Origin of the sequence: Paraliobacillus sp. PM-2 (assembly GCF_001368815.1) — a bacterium.
Taxonomy (GTDB): Bacteria; Bacillota; Bacilli; order Bacillales; family Amphibacillaceae; genus Paraliobacillus.
The window spans coordinates 1,086,969-1,106,598 of the sequence record NZ_CTEI01000001.1 but is presented as its reverse complement, the minus strand read 5'-3'; the positions used below and the strand labels follow the sequence as shown (position 1 = coordinate 1,106,598).

Annotated in this window: 20 protein-coding genes and 1 pseudogene; 16 read left to right on the top strand and 5 right to left on the bottom strand. The window is 33.1% G+C overall.

Annotation, left to right across the window (positions count from 1 at the left end):
* Positions 1 to 15 precede the first annotated feature (15 nt).
* Together BN1058_RS05225 and BN1058_RS05220 are read left to right on the top strand one after the other, a co-directional pair.
* Positions 16 to 1,725 (top strand): DNA-binding protein, encoded by a 1,710-nt coding sequence (locus BN1058_RS05225; protein WP_090853869.1) that lies wholly within the window; start codon positions 16 to 18, stop codon positions 1,723 to 1,725.
* A gap of 142 nt (positions 1,726 to 1,867) precedes the next feature.
* Positions 1,868 to 2,491 carry a class I SAM-dependent methyltransferase gene (locus tag BN1058_RS05220; protein ID WP_090853867.1) on the top strand — a complete coding sequence of 208 codons (624 nt, stop codon included), beginning with the start codon at positions 1,868 to 1,870 and terminating at the stop codon, positions 2,489 to 2,491.
* A gap of 147 nt (positions 2,492 to 2,638) precedes the next feature.
* On the opposite strand, the gene BN1058_RS05215 is transcribed toward BN1058_RS05220, so the two are convergent.
* Both BN1058_RS05215 and BN1058_RS05210 read right to left on the bottom strand, forming a co-directional pair.
* Entirely contained in the window at positions 2,639 to 3,256 is a 618-nt protein-coding gene (locus tag BN1058_RS05215) for a class I SAM-dependent methyltransferase (protein ID WP_090853864.1), read from the bottom strand.
* A gap of 122 nt (positions 3,257 to 3,378) precedes the next feature.
* Positions 3,379 to 4,656 carry an MFS transporter gene (locus BN1058_RS05210; RefSeq protein ID WP_090853861.1) on the bottom strand — a complete coding sequence of 426 codons (1,278 nt, stop codon included), beginning with the start codon at positions 4,654 to 4,656 and terminating at the stop codon, positions 3,379 to 3,381.
* Positions 4,657 to 4,989: 333 nt separating this feature from the next.
* Here BN1058_RS05210 and BN1058_RS05205 point away from each other — a divergent pair, with 333 nt between their 5' ends.
* The 12 genes and pseudogenes from BN1058_RS05205 to BN1058_RS05145 all read left to right on the top strand — a co-directional run bounded on the left by BN1058_RS05205 (position 4,990) and on the right by BN1058_RS05145 (position 15,282).
* Positions 4,990 to 5,691 (top strand): HAD family hydrolase, encoded by a 702-nt coding sequence (locus tag BN1058_RS05205; protein WP_090853858.1) that lies wholly within the window; start codon positions 4,990 to 4,992, stop codon positions 5,689 to 5,691.
* 98 nt (positions 5,692 to 5,789) lie between these two features.
* Positions 5,790 to 7,346: an ABC transporter substrate-binding protein gene (locus BN1058_RS05200; RefSeq protein WP_090853855.1), complete on the top strand. Its 1,557-nt coding sequence runs from the start codon at positions 5,790 to 5,792 to the stop codon at positions 7,344 to 7,346.
* A gap of 18 nt (positions 7,347 to 7,364) precedes the next feature.
* A complete protein-coding gene (locus tag BN1058_RS05195; RefSeq protein WP_090853852.1) occupies positions 7,365 to 8,303 on the top strand; it encodes an ABC transporter permease in 939 nt (312 codons plus the stop codon).
* Between the two features lie 13 nt (positions 8,304 to 8,316).
* Complete coding sequence (locus tag BN1058_RS05190) at positions 8,317 to 9,123, top strand: ABC transporter permease (RefSeq protein ID WP_255306997.1); 807 nt, start codon at positions 8,317 to 8,319, stop codon at positions 9,121 to 9,123.
* Positions 9,124 to 9,135: 12 nt separating this feature from the next.
* Complete coding sequence (locus BN1058_RS05185) at positions 9,136 to 10,077, top strand: ABC transporter ATP-binding protein (RefSeq protein ID WP_176694448.1); 942 nt, start codon at positions 9,136 to 9,138, stop codon at positions 10,075 to 10,077.
* Positions 10,078 to 10,081: 4 nt separating this feature from the next.
* A complete protein-coding gene (locus BN1058_RS05180) occupies positions 10,082 to 10,897 on the top strand; it encodes an ATP-binding cassette domain-containing protein (RefSeq protein ID WP_218054208.1) in 816 nt (271 codons plus the stop codon).
* An 18-nt stretch (positions 10,898 to 10,915) separates the two neighbouring features.
* On the top strand, positions 10,916 to 11,734 hold the full coding sequence (locus tag BN1058_RS05175; RefSeq protein WP_090853847.1) for a metallophosphoesterase: 819 nt from the start codon (positions 10,916 to 10,918) through the stop codon (positions 11,732 to 11,734).
* Between the two features lie 440 nt (positions 11,735 to 12,174).
* Positions 12,175 to 12,519 (top strand): annotated as a pseudogene (locus BN1058_RS05170) (DUF3888 domain-containing protein); the annotation flags it as partial.
* A gap of 623 nt (positions 12,520 to 13,142) precedes the next feature.
* Positions 13,143 to 13,328, top strand: a complete 186-nt coding sequence (locus BN1058_RS05160) for a PspC domain-containing protein (protein ID WP_090853838.1) — start codon at positions 13,143 to 13,145, stop codon at positions 13,326 to 13,328.
* 139 nt (positions 13,329 to 13,467) lie between these two features.
* The gene (locus BN1058_RS05155; protein WP_090853835.1) at positions 13,468 to 13,923 is read left to right on the top strand and encodes a hypothetical protein; all 456 of its coding nucleotides are present in this window, start codon (positions 13,468 to 13,470) and stop codon (positions 13,921 to 13,923) included.
* A gap of 142 nt (positions 13,924 to 14,065) precedes the next feature.
* Positions 14,066 to 14,539, top strand: coding sequence for a hypothetical protein (locus BN1058_RS05150; RefSeq protein ID WP_090853832.1), 474 nt, complete (start codon positions 14,066 to 14,068; stop codon positions 14,537 to 14,539).
* A 191-nt stretch (positions 14,540 to 14,730) separates the two neighbouring features.
* Positions 14,731 to 15,282, top strand: coding sequence for a hypothetical protein (locus tag BN1058_RS05145; RefSeq protein WP_090853828.1), 552 nt, complete (start codon positions 14,731 to 14,733; stop codon positions 15,280 to 15,282).
* Positions 15,283 to 15,501: 219 nt separating this feature from the next.
* Here BN1058_RS05145 and BN1058_RS05140 read toward each other — a convergent pair whose 3' ends face one another.
* Positions 15,502 to 16,080 (bottom strand): hypothetical protein, encoded by a 579-nt coding sequence (locus BN1058_RS05140; protein ID WP_090853826.1) that lies wholly within the window; start codon positions 16,078 to 16,080, stop codon positions 15,502 to 15,504.
* On the bottom strand, positions 16,064 to 17,005 hold the full coding sequence (locus tag BN1058_RS05135; protein ID WP_090853823.1) for a hypothetical protein: 942 nt from the start codon (positions 17,003 to 17,005) through the stop codon (positions 16,064 to 16,066). The genes BN1058_RS05140 and BN1058_RS05135 overlap by 17 nt, the downstream gene beginning before the upstream one ends.
* 234 nt (positions 17,006 to 17,239) lie before the next feature.
* Here BN1058_RS05135 and BN1058_RS05130 point away from each other — a divergent pair, with 234 nt between their 5' ends.
* The gene (locus BN1058_RS05130) at positions 17,240 to 17,755 is read left to right on the top strand and encodes a GrpB family protein (protein WP_090853821.1); all 516 of its coding nucleotides are present in this window, start codon (positions 17,240 to 17,242) and stop codon (positions 17,753 to 17,755) included.
* A 47-nt stretch (positions 17,756 to 17,802) separates the two neighbouring features.
* Here BN1058_RS05130 and BN1058_RS05125 read toward each other — a convergent pair whose 3' ends face one another.
* A complete protein-coding gene (locus tag BN1058_RS05125; RefSeq protein ID WP_090853818.1) occupies positions 17,803 to 18,492 on the bottom strand; it encodes a YetF domain-containing protein in 690 nt (229 codons plus the stop codon).
* A gap of 240 nt (positions 18,493 to 18,732) precedes the next feature.
* Here BN1058_RS05125 and BN1058_RS05120 point away from each other — a divergent pair, with 240 nt between their 5' ends.
* Positions 18,733 to 19,623: a patatin-like phospholipase family protein gene (locus tag BN1058_RS05120; protein ID WP_090853815.1), complete on the top strand. Its 891-nt coding sequence runs from the start codon at positions 18,733 to 18,735 to the stop codon at positions 19,621 to 19,623.
* The last annotated feature ends 7 nt before the right edge of the window (positions 19,624 to 19,630 follow it).

Below are 19,630 nucleotides of genomic sequence, written 5' to 3'. Positions count from 1 at the left end.
AAAGGAGACGATTAAATGATTGGCGCTTTAATAACAACAGGATTATCTTTTATATTATCATTATGCTTTATAATTATCGTATTTTTAAAACAAAGGCCTAATTTAAAGAAGGTTAAACAAAGTGGTATATCTTTTGTACTTATTTTTGTTCTCTTATATATTGTGATTTATTTTATTATGCCAAGCGTTATTGTACCAAATATATTGGTATTAAATATAATAGCTGCATGCATTACCGTACCATTGATGTATCTTTTATTAATGGGTGGGAACGTTGCAATAAAAACCCGTCATACTGGTGTTTTTGCAATTATAGGATTCCTTATTTTATCTATTCCTGCAATCTATGTATATGGGCTGTTTAGTTTAGATAATGTACATGATTCGATTCAAACAGAAGAAAGAGATCAGGCGAAACCATTGAGCAAGAATGATACACCAATTGCAGTTGCTCCAGAATCTGCACGGAATAAAATGCAAAAGGCGATGAGTATTGTGCCAAATCCGCAATTTTATGATTTGGGTAAACTTCAAGTGCAAAAAATCAATGATAAAATCGTTTATGTCGCACCACTGGAGTTTACAGGATTTTGGAAATTTATTCGTGGTCAAGAAACAGAAGGTTATTTTACCATATCGGCTACTAATGTAAATGCACAACCAGAGTTTATTTCTAGTAAAATGCAGTATACAAACTCTAGTTATTTCCATAAAAATATACAACGTGTTATTTATGATAAGTTTCCACAATATGTACAAAGTGGTGAAGCTCAAATTGAAGTAGATGATAATGGGAAACCGTGGTATGTACAAACGTTATATCGAACGATGAATATTACGGATAAGCCGGATTTAAATGCATTAAAAGTGGCTGTTGTAGATCCAAATACTGGAGGAGTTTCTTTATATGAAACAGAGAAAGCACCAGCATTTATTGAAGGTTCCATTAGTTCTGAAATAGCTTCCTTACAAAATAACTTCTTTGGTAAATACGTGCATGGTTGGTTTAACAGTAAATTTGGTAAAAGAGACGTTCGGATGCCAAATGAATCAGGAACAGAAAAAAGCGTAACTCCGGTATTCGATGAAAATGGAGAGATGTATTATTTTACAGATATGACATCACCTAAGGAGAACATTGACTCAGCTTTAGGATACACAATGATACACGCGAGAACTGGAGAGCTTACTTATTATAATGGTGAGATGAACAATGGGATTATGGACAGTGTGGGTGCCAAGCAAATTGTAAATAAAGAGTTTCCAGAAAAAAATTGGGAAGGTTCCATGCCAATTTTATATAATATTGATGGGCAAGCAACATGGGTAGTCAATGTGTTAGATCCGAATGGTTTATTTAAAAAATATGCGTATATTAATGCTGCTGACTCTGATTTTGTTGTATTTGGTGAAACAGCTAATCAAACTTTAAAAAGTTATCGGATTGCACTCCAACAGAATCCAAGCTTTGTAAATTCTAGTGATCAAGCAGAGATAGAAAATGTAGAAGGTATAATAAATCGTGTGCTAGTTTCTACAAACGATGACATACAAATTGTACAATTTCTATTAAAAAATGATCCGATTATCTATACAGTAAACACAACGATTGAACCTAAAGCCATTTTCTTAACTGAAGGCGATACTGTTAATATGGAAGTGAAAATTAGAGATGAAGCAACAGGATCAGTTGAAAGTATTGAAATAAAAGGTTTAACTGATTAAATCAAATAACAGTTATACTTTTAAAAGTAAGGGCGCTTTACCATAAGGGGAAGCGCCCATGTTACTATTTTTTTGAATGGTAGGTTTAAATTTAGCTGGGTGTACATCTACATTATAGAACATCAATAATTGGAGGGCATTTATGTTAAACAATAAAGGATTTAATCTATGGGCTGATAACTATGATCAGACGGTCCAGGTTAGAGAGGAAAATAATCAGTATCCGTTTGCAGGATACAAGAAGATTCTTAATACAATTTACAATGAAGTAATGCTAAAAAATCATTCGGATGTTTTAGATATTGGATTTGGAACAGGTGTATTAACCAGTAAACTATATGAGAATGGACATCAAATGGATGGAATAGACTTTTCTTCCAAAATGATTTCCATCGCAAAAATCAAAATGCCAGATGCAAATCTAATTGAGTGGGATATTTCAAATGGTTTACCACTTGAAATTAAGAGAAACAAATATGATTCAATTATAAGTACGTATGCTTTACATCACCTAGAAGATAAAGAAAAAATATTATTTATAAACAATCTGTTATCTCTTCTTAAAAAGAACGGTAAATTATTTATTGGGGATGTTTCTTTTCAAACAAGAGAAGAACTTGAAATATGCCGTTTAGATAATATTGATTACTGGGACGATGATGAATTTTATTTTGTTTACAGTGAAATTAGTGCTTCGCTTCAAAATAAGTGTCATTTTTATCCGATGTCTCACTGTGGTGGGGTATTTATTATTGAAAATAGTTGAAAAAAATGTACGCTGACGAGTATTGTTCTAGAACATTAAATGACGCTATTGAGCTTCAAAGATGTATGCACTTAGCGTATTCCAAGTTTTTAGATAAAGTCGATATTGAAACGTCTCATCCATGCAAGTAGATTCTATTTTTAGAATCTACTTTTTTGCAACTACTAAACCTAATGGATAGTAGTTTTGTTGTGATGTTTCAACTGGTTCAATAAGTGGTCCTTTTTGATAATAAAATTGAGTGTTTGAATAATTAGAGAACAAATTATAAAACTCGTCAGGTGTCAATTGATGCACATGAAAAGGAGAGCCGCATGGCTTCCCTCTTCCTTTTCCAAATGGTGTCGATAATATCAATATTCCATCTTCTTTTAATAATTGATATGCATTAGCTAGAAACTGTTGTTCATCTTTAACATGTTCGATTGTTTCAAAACTTAGAATTACATCAAATTGACCTAATTTTTCTGATAAATTTGAATTTGTAACATTTTCGATGAGATAGTTGGATAAAGGATGATAGTAATTACCTCTTGCATATTTAATGACTTCTGGATCAATGTCAATACCAACAATCTCAGTTAGTTTGTTTTTGCACTTTTTTGCTATAACATGTGCTCCATACCCGGTTCCAGTTGCAAAATCTAAAACTCTACCTTGAACATAAGGAATGGAGAAGTGATACCTTGCAAGGTGTTCAAGCAATAATTCATTTGTAATGTTCATTTGATTCGGTATAACTCTTTCTCCTGTATCTTTTAACACCTAATCACCGCTTCTTTAAAATTCAACCTCATCATACCATATTATGAATTGTTTTTGTAAGTTCTATAAAATTTCGCTAGAGTAACTATCGTTATAAGAGACAGAATAAAATGATTACATCTTTAAGTATTACATATAGTTGTTTTTGCTGGTTTTTTTGCTAAAAGCGAACTTATCAGACCAATTGTTGGAAAGATCAATGTGGCGAGCAAAACAAAATGATAGCCACCAAATAGATCATAGCCTATACCAAATGGCAATGGACCTAATGAAGAGCCTACCACTCCAACTGTCTTACCCACACCATTAATACTACCAATGTATTTTCTCCCAAAATAATTAGGCCAAATAACACCAAAAGCAATGCGCTCTAATCCATTAGCTACCCCCCATAGTACACCAAACAGTATAGCCAATAAGAAAGTATCTGTAATCAAAAGCAATAATAGCACAAAAAATTCGATTATAAAGATAACAGATAGTACTATATTCGTTTTTACCTTATCTAAAATAGCACCTGAGATGAATGAAATAGGTATTCCTATAAAAGCCATTACACTCAATACTAATGCAGCCATTTCAAAAGAAAGCCCATTCGTTTTAAAAATAGAGGTAATATGAAAAGTAATACCTGTATTGACCATAGCTGGTATACCGACACAAACCAATATTGCCCAGAATGCCTTTGTCTTCATTGCTTCTATTAAAGTCCAATCCTCTTCTGCTTCAGCAATAGGAGTAATTAGTTGGCTATTTTGATTACTTTGTTTTAATTCTTTGTTTCCATCAGGAAGCAATCCAATCGACTCTGGGTGATTCTTTACTCCGATGAAGGCAATTGGAACAAATAAAAATAATAAGGTAAATCCCCAAAATCGCCAAGCAATTTGCCAACTCCAAGTTTGAATTAACCAGGTGTTTATAAGGGGAAAGACCATTGCACCTGCAAATCCAAACAGAGCTTTTAGACTAAATGCCTTACCTCGTTTTCTAATAAACCACTGTGCTACTAATGTATTTGGAATTAAGGTCATACTTCCTTGTCCTAAAAGCCTCACCAAAAAGAATCCTATCGCGAGCATCCAAATATTTGAAATAAAGCTGTTGTAAAAGCATGCAATTGAAAACACCGTTCCAACTGATACCATCATTACTTTTGGACCAAATCGATCAATAAATCGTCCGACTAAAATCATTAGTAAGCCAGCTATTAATGTTGCAACTGAATAAATGCCGGAGACTTGGGATCTTGACCAACCAAACTCGTGTATGTACTCATCAATAAATTGTGAGTTAGAGAACGTTTGTCCTGGACCAGAGAAAAAAACCCCCAAACCCCCAATAATTAAAATAATCCATCCATAATAAAAATGATCAAATATCTTTAATCTATGTAGCATATTTACCTCCTTCTTTTAAATGTATGTAGAATTATGTGGACAATCTTAAGTGAAGAAAATGAAAAGTATTCTATCATGGAGTCTTAGTGCAATATGAACAGTTAATTACTATAACACTTTCATAAGAAGTTGCAAGCGTTAAGCACAGAGTAATTCTTGTTTAATTTTAATAGAAAAGCTCAGGTTATCCTATTAAAAAATAATATTTAATAAAGCTTAACAACGAATTAAAACTAAATTAATACTAGTTCTCTACAATAAGAGTTGAAGGAAATACTTCACCATTATTTATTTTGGTGGATATCCTACATAAACAAAGGGGTGGTAAAAATAATGAAATATATTTGGTTTGACCTAGGCTATACTTTAGTTTACGTAAATAGGGAATTAAGCTATCAACATAAGCTAAAGCAAATTGGAGTAGATGTTTCTTTAGAAGAACTTAAACTAGCATATCATTATACAGATAAATATTTTATGAGAGAGTTTCCAGGACTTCTGGGAAAAAATCATGAAGCATATGCTACGTCCTATCATAAGATACTGCATGATTATTTGAACTTGACAAACGACTTAAATCTAGAATTATTAATGAAGCCTGATTATGTTGATGAGCCAAAAGGACGTTGGAGAGCATTTGATGACACAATACCGGTGTTAAGAAAACTAAAAGAAAAAGGAATAGGTGTTGGGCTGATTTCTAATTGGAATCATACAGCAAGAAAAGTGTTAGAGGAGACCGGGATTATTGGACATTTAGATCATATTATTGTCTCATCTGAAGTAGATGTTGAAAAACCAAATGAACGAATATTCAATATTGCATTGGAGAAAGCTGGTGTTGCAGCGAATGAATGCTTATATGTTGGAGATAATTACTATGATGATGTAGTTGGAAGTAGAAAAGTAGGCATGGATAGTATCCTTATTAATCCTTTCGATAAAAAGGGAATTGAAGAAGTTGAAGATGTACAAGTAATATCCAATATTAAGGAGTTACTGCCTACAATTAAACCTGTTTTGTTATCCGTGTAGGCGTAGGATTTTTAAGATTTATTTTTGTTATTAATAATGTTCATGTCAATAGAAGGATAATCAATCACTCAATTTATTAATAAAGGAGCTAATTAGCCATGAAAAAAATTTCGCAATTCCTATTTTTCGCAATTTTAATTTGCTTAATATTAACAGCTTGTGGAACAGAGGAAATGTCAACTTCTAAAGACGAAACAAGTAATACAAACGCAGAGTCATCGGCGGAAGTAGATAATAATGATGAAGTTATTCGAATTGCGATGAAATCAGAGATTGATAGTCTAGATCCATATCAAGCATCTGCTACAGATACTGAAATAATGATGGATAATGTATTTGATGGTTTATTCGATATAGATAAGAACGGTGAATTAGTACCAAACTTAGCAACAGATTACAAGATTTCAGATGATAATTTAACATACACATTTACACTAGTTGAAAATGCAACTTTCCATAATGGTGATTCAGTAACTGCTGAAGATGTGGTGTATTCCTACTCTAAATTAGCTGGGTTAGAAACAGGGAAGCCTATGTCTGATAAATGGTCAGTGGTAGAGGATGTGAAAAGTACGGGTAAATACAAAGTAGAGGTTAAATTAAAAAATATTGATTCGGGATTTTTGGCTCGTACTACTAATGCAATTTTACCATCAGGATATGAAAATCAAGCAACCCAACCAATTGGGGCAGGTCCTTTTAAATTTGTTGAACATAAAGTAGCTCAAGAGTTAGTACTTGAACGTAACAAAGATTATTATATGCAAGATAAAATACCAGAAGTTTCAAAGGTTCACTTTGTAATAATGTCAGATACACAAACGGCTATTTTAGCAATGCAATCAGGTGAAATTGATATTATTCCAGGTATAAACGCACAAAGCTTAATGCAGCTTCAAGACAGTGTAACAACTATCTCAGGACCACAAAATATGCCAGTAATATTTGGTTTAAATCACAAAGCGAAACCACTTAGCGATATTAATGTTCGAAAAGCAATTAATATGGCGATCGATAAAAATCAAATTATTAATACTGTAATGCAAGGAAATGCAACAAAGATCGACTCGAATTTTAGCCCTGCAATGGCATTTTACTATGAAGATGGTGTAGAAGGGTATTATGATTTTGATGTTAAAGCAGCTAAGGAGTTATTGGAAACTGCTGGTTATCCAGATGGGTTTAACTTAAGCATGACTGTACCATCACATGCAACAATGTATACCGATACTGCACAAATTATTGCTGAACAATTAAGTCAAATTGGAATTAAAGTGGATATAGAGCCTGTTGAGTGGAGTACTTGGTTGGAGCGAGTATATACAAAATTTGACTATGAATCAACCATTATTGGTTTAACCGGAAAAATAGATCCATATGATGTATTAATTCGTTTTGAGAATGGTTATTCACGGAACTTTATAAATTACAACAATCCAGAATATGACGCAGCAATTGAAAATGCAATTCAAGAAACAGAAGATAATAAGCGTGCAGCTTATTACAAGGAAGCGCAAATGATTCTTACAGAAGATGCTGCTAGTGTATTTATTATGGATCCAGATACAACAATTGCGATGAGAGAAGGCCTTACAGGACTAAAACTTTATCCAATTGGCAAGTTGAACTTAGAAGATCTTACAATCACCGAGTAGAAAGAAGGTATTACTTCCATGAAATTTTTATTGAAGAAATTCTTTTCCTTCATTGCGACCATTTTTATTGTATCTTTAACGATCTTCTTTATTTTTAATGTATTGCCAGGAAATCCTGCACACGCAATTCTAGGAATTGACGCGGATAATCAACAAATTAAGTTATTCGAAGAAGATTTGGGGCTGGATAAGCCCCTTCATCTTCGTTATATTGATTGGATTACTGGTGTAGCACAAGGCGATTTAGGTGAATCATATAAATATCGACAACCAGTTGAAGATGTGATGCAAGATAGAATACCTGTTTCCTTTTCGTTAGCTATCATTGCTCTCCTATTAACTGTTGTTATTGGTGTACCATTAGGGATTTTAATTGCAAGAACAGATGGGAAATGGTATTCGACTGTCTTATCAATGATTACGCAATTAGGTATCTCTACTCCTTCCTTTTGGTTAGGATTTATCTTAATTTTAATTTTTGCTGTGAAGCTAGGTTTATTCCCTACTTACGGATTTGTTCCGTGGTCAGAAAGTTTTTTTGGGGCACTTAGATCATACTTCTTACCGGCTTTAGCCATTGCAATTAGTAATATCGCAATTGTAATTCGTTATTTAAGAAATTCGATTCTAGACCAGTCTAAACAAGATTATGTACGAACAGCTAAGGTAAAAGGATTGGGAACATCTGAAATTATGTATGGTCATGTATTGAAAAATGCATTTTTACCAGTTCTTACGATATTAGGATTAATAACTGCGGATACGCTGGGAGGAAGCATTATTATAGAAAATGTGTTTGCTTTACCGGGATTAGGAAATCTGCTTGTTGCATCAATTGAGAGTCGTGATTTCCCTTTAATTCAATCATTAATCTTAATCATTTCTTTAATTATTATTGTCGCTAATTTCATTGTCGATTTATTATACAGAGTAATCGACCCAAGAATTAGGATTTAGGAGTGTTGAACAAGTGCAAAAAAAAAATTACACACTATATATTGGAGTGCTCCTTGTAGGTTTACTATTTTTGATGATGATTGTTAGTCTGTTTTGGACTCCTTTTGGACCTAATCAAATGAATACGAGCATTGCCCTGCAGGCACCGTCATGGGCACACCCATTTGGTACAGACAATTTTGGTAGGGATATTTTCTCTAGAATTTTAGAAGGTTCAAAGACTGCCTTTTTTGTTGGGTTTTCATCTATTATTATCGCTTTAACATTTGGCTTAATTATTGGATCTATTGCTGGTTATTTCGGAGGAGTAATTGATGAAGTATTGATGCGAATTATTGATGCAATTTTAGCTATCCCAGGTATTTTATTCGCGATTATGCTTATTGCAGTTTTTAATACAGGGATTCAGAATACGATTCTTGCTCTAGGTATAATGGGAGTGCCGACATTTTCAAGAGTTATAAGAAGTGGATTTATTCAAGTTAAGGAATTTGATTTTATAAAATCAAGTAAAGCAAAAGGGGCAGGATCCTTCAGGATTATTTTTAAGCATATTTTACCAAATATTCGTTCAGAGATAACAGTCGCCTCTACTTTATTTTTTTCAGGTGCAATTTTAGCCGAATCTGGATTAAGTTATTTAGGTTTGGGTGTACAACCACCTGATCCAAGCTGGGGAAGAATGCTTAGTGAAGCCCAAATATACATGACAAATGCACCATGGTATATAGGAATCACTGGTATTTTTATTGTTTTACTAGTGTTAGGTTTTAATATGCTTGGAGATGGCATTCGCGATAAAAATGATAAGAAAAATTAGGTGGTGAAAACATTGGGTAACTCACTGTTAGAAGTAAATAATTTGGATGTTTCATTTAAAATCGGAAAAAAAACGTATCCAGCATTAGAAGATATTACCTTCAAAATTAATGAAAATACTATTGTTGGTGTTGTAGGAGAATCTGGAAGCGGCAAAAGTTTAACAGCCCAATCCATTTTAGGGATTTTACCAACTAATACTGAGGTCGAGGGTAGTATTAAATTAGAGAATGATGAATTAATTAATAAAAGTATGAAAGATTGGAAGAAACTTCGTAGTAATGAGGTTTCGCTCATCTTTCAAGAGCCGATGACTTCATTAAATCCATTGATGAAGGTTGGTAAACAAATTAGTGAGATTCTAAAAAAGCATACGAATGATTCGAAGGAACAGCGGTACAAAAAAACGATTAAGATTATGAATGAAGTTGGACTAAAACGATCAGAGAATTTATATCATTCTTACCCACATGAATTATCTGGAGGTATGCGCCAACGAATTGTGATTGCAATGGCCATTATCAATAATCCAAAATTAATCATTGCTGATGAGCCGACGACAGCATTGGATGTAACCATTCAAGCACAAATTCTTAATCTACTAAAGAGTATCGTAAAAAAACGAAATGGTGCTATGCTATTTATCTCCCATGACTGGGGAGTCATTTCTCAGGTGTGTGATTATGTATTGGTAATGTACGCTGGTCAGATTGTGGAACAAGGTTTGATTGAGAATCTATTAAATAATCCACAGCATCCTTATACACGAGGACTAATAAAAGCAATTCCAGACTTTAGAAAAAGAGGGGAAGCACTTTATAGTATTCCATTACGTGTTCCTGCCTTAACCGAAAGAAATAAAGGAGAATGGCCTTATATCAAAATAACGAAAGAAAATGCGCAATGTGCAGCAGAAATATTTCCTGAAATCACCAAAGAAGGAACGAAGGAGTAAATATATGGTGGATTCTATTATTGAAGTTAAAAATCTAACAAAAACATATAAGGTTGCTAAAAAGAAATTGAGCCAAAAAGCTACCTATATTCATGCTGTTAAAGATGTGAGTTTTCAAGTGTTTTCTGGTGAGACCTTTGGTATTGTTGGTGAAAGTGGTTCTGGTAAATCAACAATCGCGCACTTAATTATGGGAATTAATAAAATGACAGATGGCAAAATTAATTTTAAAGGGAGAAATATTACGCATCTCTCACGTAGTGAAAATAAAGAACTATATCGCCAATTGCAAATTGTCTTTCAAGATCCTTATAGTTCATTAAATCCTAAGCGTTCAATTGAATGGATCCTAACAGAGCCACTGATTATTCATAAGATTGGAACAAAGGAGTGGAGAAAAAAACGAGTAATTGAAGTGTTAGAGGAAGTTGGATTAGGTGAATCTTACTTAAAAAAAATGCCTCATGAATTAAGTGGCGGTCAACGACAAAGGGTTGTAATTGCCAGCGCATTAATACTTCAGCCGGAAGTGATAATCATTGATGAAGGTGTTTCATCTCTTGATGTATCGATCCAAGCATCTATCTTAAACTTATTAAACGATTTAAAAGCTAAACATAATCTGACATACATTTTCATTTCTCACGATTTAAATGTTGTACAATATTTCTGCGATAGAATAGCAGTTGTTTATTTAGGTGAATTTATCGAGCTATTTCATACTGAGGAATATAATCAAGTAGAACATGCTGACTACACAGAAAAGCTTTTTAATGCCATTCCTAGTGTGGCTTTTTCTCCATTAGATTGTAATTACTAATATTTGAGGTGTATTCAAATGAAAATTGGTATAATTTCAGATTTGCATATTGATGTAAATAGCAATGAACAAGTAAGTATATCAGATTTTGAGAAGATAGTAGGAAATGAAATTTTAAAACAAAAAATTGATCTGTTATTAATTGCTGGAGATGTATCAAACGATCACGTATTGTCTCATCAATTTATAGAAAATGTGAAGCAGCTGACAAATAGGACGATTTTATTTGTTCCTGGAAATCATGATTATTGGATGAAAGGACAAGAAGATAAAGATTCAAATAAAGTACTAGATTACTTTAAAGTACAAGAAGAGTCTATTATTGAGAAACCTTACATTATCAATAATGAATGGGCAGTAGTAGGACATAGCGGCTGGTATGATTATACATTTGCTGCTAAGCGTTTCAGTATTGATCAGTTATCTAAACGAACCTATAATGGAAGGGTATGGCAGGATAAGCTAAACACAGATTGGAAAATGGATGATCCAGCTTTGTCAAAAAAATTTGCGTCTGCCGTTCAAGCAGATTTAGAGAAAGTAAAGGATAAAAAAATTATCTTAATGACACATATGGTGACTTATAAAAATTTTGGCGTGAAAATGCCACATCCTATGTTTGATTACTTTAATGCCTTTATCGGTTCGTCGGATTATGATCAATTACTAGAAAAGTATCCAATTAAATATAGTATTATGGGCCATGTTCATTATCGAAAAAGAGAAAAACAAAACGGAATTACATATATTTGTGCTTGTGTAGGTAATCGTAATGAATGGCATACAGTAGACGTGACAACGGAGGTTAAGCAAGCATTACAAATTATCAATATTTAAAGCAGGAATTTAAAATTTTAGAGTAAACGAAATGTAGGTTGGATTTTTTAGAAAAAGACTTTATGATTCGGATTTATTACTTAAAGAAAATTAACTAATATAGAACTAATTTTTGTCCTCTGCTTATAAATAGGAGCAGAGGTTTTTTAATATAGTAAAGATCGTAATAATTTAATAATGTTAAACAATAGTATTATTTTTGTGTATGGATTGTAGAACCTCAATTAAATAGGCCCCTAAAACCGTTAATCCAGCCTTTAAGTCTGCTATGATAACTATTCACATTTTGAACGTATTACACTATAACTTTACCTTAATATGTAATTATTTTTGATATTTATGTTAAAATGAAGTTGGGTAGTAAGATGCCTTTTTTAACTAACGTGTTAGGTTAATTGAATGATTCGAAGTAATTGCGAAGTGAAAAGCTAAAATGAAAGGTAAGCGTCAAACGGAAGAAAATAGAAAGAATATCTGTACCTAAAAAGCTATTAAAAGAGGTTTTGATTGAGCGGCTAATTGAGCCAATTAGTAAAACAATTGAAGAACATGATGAACCAAAACTCTGGAATCGGGGCTTTGAAAAAATTGTTAAAATCAAAAAAGATCAAACAAACAATGTTTTTTATGTGACGGTTCAAGTTCAAACATTTGAAGGTGCTCATAATCCTCCATATGGTGAAGAAACGATAACCTTTCAAATAAGAGGAAATGAGATAAATGTTTCTAATTACCAGCATCGAGAGATCCCTGAAGCGGAATGGTCTAAATTAGAATTGCGTTAAAGTCTTATTAACTATAGAATAGTCATTTTAATACGGATGCGTATAGTTGGGGGGATGTATTTGAATAAAGTTTTTTTTGAATTAATAGGACACAGTAGAAAACTATTTATTAGTATAAATTATTTCTCGCTTATACTTTTAGGGGGGGGTAACATTCCCTATAGGTTTACAGAATGATTTTATGTTTTATGTATCTATGCTAATTGTTTATTTGTATCTTGGTTTTATCTTCTGTGGATTGTATGATAACAAACCATTAACGGTATTATTTTCTGTGTTTGTATTAAATTTAATTGGACTTGTGTGGCGTATTCTCTTGGAATGGGGCGAATACGCTATGACAAGGAATTTGACCTTCTCTAATACTGGGATACAATTAATTTTTATACCATTATACGTTACAGCAATATACCTCATAGTACAACAAATAAAGCAAAATAATTAATGAACAAATGGGAATTACATTGGTCTGATGGAAAGAGTGAATTAAAATTGCTAATTCAATATGTGGTAGACAAATAGATTTAGATTGGTTTTATAATTATTGTGGATTACTTCACTTAAGAGAAAGGTTAGTGGTAAGTCGGGACGGATAAAAAAAGATAGTAAGGAGTTGTATGATCATGCAAAAAAAATTAAGAAAATCTGCAACAAATAAGTCAATATCAGGTGTTTGTGGTGGTATAGCTGAATACTTTGATATCTCACCTCTTGGGGTCAGAATACTTTTTATTATTTTACCACCAGTTAATGTACTTGTTTATCTTGTTCTAGCAAATACAATACCCGATAGTCCACCATCATTGTAAAAGATTCGTATATCATGGCTGACTAGTCAAAAAAAGGCGCAATTCGTTAAACGATCCTATACCTGATGATGGTGTTTATGAACAGAGTCAAATAGGAATTCATAAAGTCGAACAACAACATAGAATTAGGGGGAAAGGTATGCGTTATAGTCCTAAAAAGATTAGTTTGGAAGAAGCTCGCTTATCTGGTATAGATGTTAATTTTGAAACAATTAATAAAGGTGAAAAACGGTATAAGTTGGTTAGTTCTGATGGTAGTTCCTATTGTCGTACGGTTGGTTCAGAAATTGGAGCTTGGCAAAATGGTCATTATCACAAGGCGGTTACTGAGTTTTATGTTGTTCAGTCGGGTTGGATTGTTTATGCGGAAATTGGTTTAAATCAAGAAGTTGATTTGCACTTCCTCCAGGAAGGAGAAAGTGTAAGCGTAAAGCCATTTGTTCACCATAATATTTATATGTCTGCAAATGCCATTACGCACACTATTAAATATGGTGGTGGGAGTAATGGAGTTGATTGGTTTCCGTCGCATAAATTAGATAAAGTTACAAAGAAACTTACAGAAAATGATTTGCTTGAATTAAAATGCTTTTAATTGAAATAGTGGGTGGTTCTATTCAATTAAGCGGTCAAATTCTTTTATAGAAGAAAAATTTGATCTTGTGCTATCGGCAGAAAAACGATTTCTCCTTATATTATATATTTGGCGAATAAAAAGCAAATAAAGGTGTGGTAATTTGAAGCAAGTGTTGATTAGCTTGACCTTCCTATTAGTTATATTATCAGCCTGCAACCATGAGCAGACAGAGAATAATTATTATTTTTCTTTATCTGGTGAAAGTGATCATTGGAAACTAGCTGGCTATGAAATTGTGATGTTAGACGAAGAATACAAAGCAGGCTACGGAAGGCTGTCAATGAAGGGTGAAAATAAGCATATGGCAGATTTTTTCAGTTTTAGCGTTTATGCCGTTGTAGACGGGGCTGAAAGAAGTCTCCATAGTGGCTCTGTGTCCGGAGAAGCAGATATCGCTAATCAGAGGACTGGAACAATCGAGAGTGAAGGAGAAAACATCATGCAATTTTGTGAAATTGATCAGATCTATATGGTAGTCAGCTGGAACGATGATGAGACAGAGGGTGACCAAGAAGAGAGAATAGTTTTGTATAACAAAGATAAGAATGGCGAAACATTCTTGAACGCTGAGTGAATCTGAATTCAAAAAATATTCTTATAGTGAAAAGGTGCATTTCTAGAATAACTAAAGCCAAGTCAAATCTAAAGGAGAATTATTTTGATTAAAAGCAAATGGATGTTATTCTCTTCTCTCATTTTATTATTCTTATCGATGTTACTGAATTTTCCTTTCCCACATAACTATCCTTATGGGAAGTAATTTATTTGTTATTGAATATACCTATTAGGTTTGCTGGTGGGGTTCACACTGTAGGGATTTCATCTTTATTTTTATTTATTGTAGGTATATTTCTTCTGGTAAAATCATTAAACAACTATCATGGTCGAATTGTATTGATTGTCATCTTAATCTTTAATTTTACTCCAGAGTTTGTAGTAAACTCATATCAAAAAAACTTTGCCACGGGGATATATGCAGTTTCATATGAGAATGAACAAAGCAATTGTAGTTTTGAGATGATAAGTGAGAAAACATTGCATGGAGAGTGTGTACTTCCTTTTTATAACTACAGCAACAATGATGTTCAATTTACTGTTACATTTGTTGAAAGACATTTACATAAATATGATCTACCAATGGTATCGCTTATGAATAAAGACGGCCCATATGAGGTAACGCTTGGGGCTAAAGAAAGCAATGATGTACATGTTGAGACAAATATTAATGTATCAAATATGAAAAACCACATTGAGAATGGTCAGGCAATGGGTGTGAATATAATTATTAAAGCAAAAGGTAAAAGTAGGAACCTATAAAAAAACAATAGAAGGCTCTCTAACGACTTTCTCGTTAATAGATTCCATGTTTTGAAGTGGGCCAGTTAAAAGATACGTTCTATATCAATCTAATTAACATTTATCTATTCAATGCTTTTGTGCACTAGTATCATTACTATTACAGGTATTATGTATTAGTAATGATATAGCACACTTTAATGTATTCGTATCCTTCCACGTGGTAATTATTAACAATTTCTAAATTGTTGTCAGATCGTTGGCATCATTTATTTTTCGAAGAGCCAGCAGTAGAATAAGAAAGGAAATTTGCATAATAAAACTAATAATTATGATGACAATTGTTATCCCAGCTAATGCATCTCCAGAAAAATTAATCGTAAAAGTATTAAATAGTTCTGTGATTAGCATAACGATAATGTAGGTAGAAAACGTCCTTGCTGAACGCCGGATTAATTCAGTATCGCCATGTTTGTGTACGATTACCATAATGAGTTGAAAAATATAGAATACAAGGATTAACTGTACTAGTCCTAGAACAATCATATACAGGGACCAACCAGACAAAAACGATAATTGACCGAGCTGATCTGTTCCTGCATTTTGCTGAACAAAGACAGTAGGAGTGGAGATGAAAATGAGCACTAAAGAGAGTTTCCTAGCTTTATGAGCAATCGTAAAGTCTTTCTGTAACATGGTTACGCCTGAAAAAATGAGCCAATATCCAACTGGTTCAGCTAGGATATCAATCATAATGATATGAATTTCAATTAGAACAAATAGGTAGCCCCAAAAGATCCTATTAATTGCTTGCTTCATTGACATTACCTCCCTGTTTTTCCTCAATTATTTCATTAATATCCTGTTGGTTGAGGGAAGGGTGATCAATGATAGGAGCTTTACTTTTAAATTGCTCTCCTTCATCTGATGTACCTGAAATTTTTATACTAAATTCAAAATAACTCTTTCGGTATGGATTGAATTGCATAGAAAGCTGCATTCTGTCATTTTTATTCAAATGAAAAGGAAATATGTCCTCGTCAATAGAAATCCCCACCATTTCATTTTGCTTTTCTCTCTTGAGCCATTCAGGAGTGTTCTCATCCTGATTGATATTAAACTTTTCCTGGTTAACATCCACTTTTACGTACACATCTTCAGATAAATTCTCTGGAAAAGGAACGTTAATATCCTCCACCGTGATCGGTTTTGTTGCAAGCATTGATTTCTCACTAGTATGCTGATTACTGCTTGAGCTAGCATGTGTATTCAAAACAGTGTAATCTGTTACCTTTTCATATACATTCACTTTACCTAAGTCTAAGGTATATGATTGGCCATTTGAGAATGTTGCGTTAACTTCTTCAAAGGACCATCTATCCTTAGATCCATCTTCAATGGGAATTGACTTTTTTGGTAATTCTACTGTGACTGATTTCAAGTATTGATGAGAAAACTCCTGCTCAAACTGTGGTGTATTAGGAGCAGTTCTCCACATCGTAAAGCCGTGATCTGAAACTGGATATAATTTAACGCCATCAATTGATAAAGATCTTACCTCATAATTATCCATCTTGTTGGTCAAATAATAGAATGTTAGTTGCTCTTGATCATGCATATAAGCTTCATAGTAATGGTCTAAAAATATCGGGCGTTCAAGTTGTTTAGATTCAAAATACAAATAATTACCTACCCAACTTAAAATAACAAGCATCAAACCAGCCCATAGTATTTTTTCTTTCAAAAGGCTTTCCCCCCAATTCTATTTATTTTGTTCAATAGTTAAATTATACCATAAGTTTTCACGAAGTATGCGGGTTCATTTTACTAATCATGTTATAATTATTAAGCGTAGAGGCAGATAGATGAAAGTGATGAGGTTAATTTTTTAGTCAACAAAAATTTCTCTTTTGTGAAAATTGTAACCCCCCTGTTAGGTAAGTGAGGAACTTGATTATGGAAAGAAAGGTGAATGGGCTTGAGAAAGGTTGAAGTAACGTCGTTTAACAAATCCTGGTCTTCGATGTTTGAGCAAGAAGCAAATAAGTTGTATAAAATTTTTGGTTCTGAGATCATAAAAATTCATCATATTGGTAGTACGTCCGTTATTGGTTTAAAAGCAAAGCCTATCATTGACATTATGCTTGTAGTTAAAAATATTAATCAGGTTGATGGTTTTACTACCGCAATGACAACCATCGGTTACGAATCAAAAGGAGAAAATGGAATTTCTGGACGTCGTTTTTTCCAAAAGGGAGGGGATAATCGAACACACCATGTTCATATCTTTGAGTTAGGTAATGTTGAAATTGAGCACCATCTTGCCTTCCGAAATTACTTACGATCGCACCCTGACACTGCAAAAGCGTATGGTGAATTAAAAGAAGCGTTGTCTCAACGATTCCCTTATGATATTGAAGCATACATACATGGTAAAGAGCAGCTAGTTTCAGAAATTAAAAATAGAGCAATAGATTGGTATGAGGATATTTAATCATTTGCTATAACATCATTAGCATATCCTGTTTTTAACAGGGTGTTTTATTTGTCAATTCTCTTATCAATATAAATGGAACCGTCTTTTTGTATTTCTGCATAAAAAACGTCAGATATAGATTTAATTCCCTGTACCTTTAGTTGTTGATGTAACCACTCTTCATTAAGATTAAGTTTTGACAAGTTCTGATGATTGATTTTTCCATCCGTTATTACCTCAGTAGGGATAGAATATAAATTTTTTTCATTAGAAACATGCAAATCCTTCTTAGATACTGGTTGTTTGATTTCTTTCTTCATAACTGAAATCTTCCCATCAGTTTCTAAAATAGCATAATCCACATCTTTGATGGAGAACACATTCTTTTGGCGTAATTTTGCATTTAGGGTATTAATATCTAATCGTATTTTTTTCATTGTTTGTTCCATCACTTGTCCATTTTTAATTACTATGACAGGTTGTCCTTCAATCACATCTCTAGCTGATTTGGATTTGATATCAATATATCCAAGTATTATTGTTAATATCGCCCAACCAACCAATACATAAATTCCATGTCCTAAACTCAATTGGGGATCAATGGTTAAAGATCCAGCTATTGTTCCAATAGCAATAGAAGATACAAAGTTAAAAAAAGTTAATTGACTGATTTCTTTTCTTCCCATAAGTCTTGTCAAAATTAATAAAACAAAAAAAGCAAGAACAATTCTTAATGTGATTTCAATATAATTCATTAGTAAACCCTCCTATAAAACCTATTGTGTTGAGAATATATAGATTTATACCCAATCTGTTCAAAGCATAGAGAAAATCATTTCAATTTTAAATTATCCAGAAAAGTGTTTGGATCTATGTGAAAAATAATGTGAGTAGGATCGATGTGGGCAATTTTCAAAGAATGAGCCCTTAAATATATCTCATCGTTGTTCTAAACAATTAAATGCCTCCCTATATATAAGTAGAGGGGCGATGTCATGAAAATAGATGGTGTCTTTTCAGGTGGTGGTGTAAAGGCGTTCGCTTACATAGGCGCGTTAGAAGTATTGGAGGAGAAAGAATTTTCTTTTGTCCGTGTTGCTGGATCATCTGCAGGGGCTATCGTCTCAGGAATGATCGCAGCTGGATACACTGTTAAAGAAATGAACCAATTGTTTGTAGATTTAGATTTAAATAACTTTATGGATACTTCACTATTGGAAAAGTATGTGCCAATTTGGAAGTGGTTCTCCTTGTATTTTACAATGGGCTTGTATAAGGGTGACGAATTTGAAAATTGGCTTTATCAAGTTTTAGCCAAAAAAAACGTTTACACATTTCATGATTTACCGAAAGACAGTTTGCGGGTAGTAGTAGCTGATTTAACTTTAGGAAAAATCGTGGTCATACCGGATGATTTAGAGCGATTATATAATATAAGACCTGAAAGTTTTTTAGTTGCTAAAGCGATCCGAATGAGTGCAAGTTTACCTTACTTTTTCCGACCAGAAAAAATGGTGAATACGCACGGGGGAAAAAGCATTGTAGTGGACGGTGCGGTATTAAGTAATCTACCTATATGGATTTTTGATCAACAGACAGGTAGAAAGCGAAGACCTGTTTTAGGTTTGAAATTAACAGCATCATATGACCAAATACCTGCAAAAAAAATAACGAATGCATTAGATTTAACGAGAGATTTAATTGATACGATGCGAATTGCACATGATGCAAGATATATTTCTACGAAACATCAAGAAGATATTCTGTTCTTGCCAGTGAAAGATGTGCATGTTGCTGATTTAGAATTAACAAAGAAGGATAAAGATAAACTAATTGCCTTTGGTAGGATGAGAGCATCGTCATTTTTAAAACACTGGCCAAGTTAGATAGGTA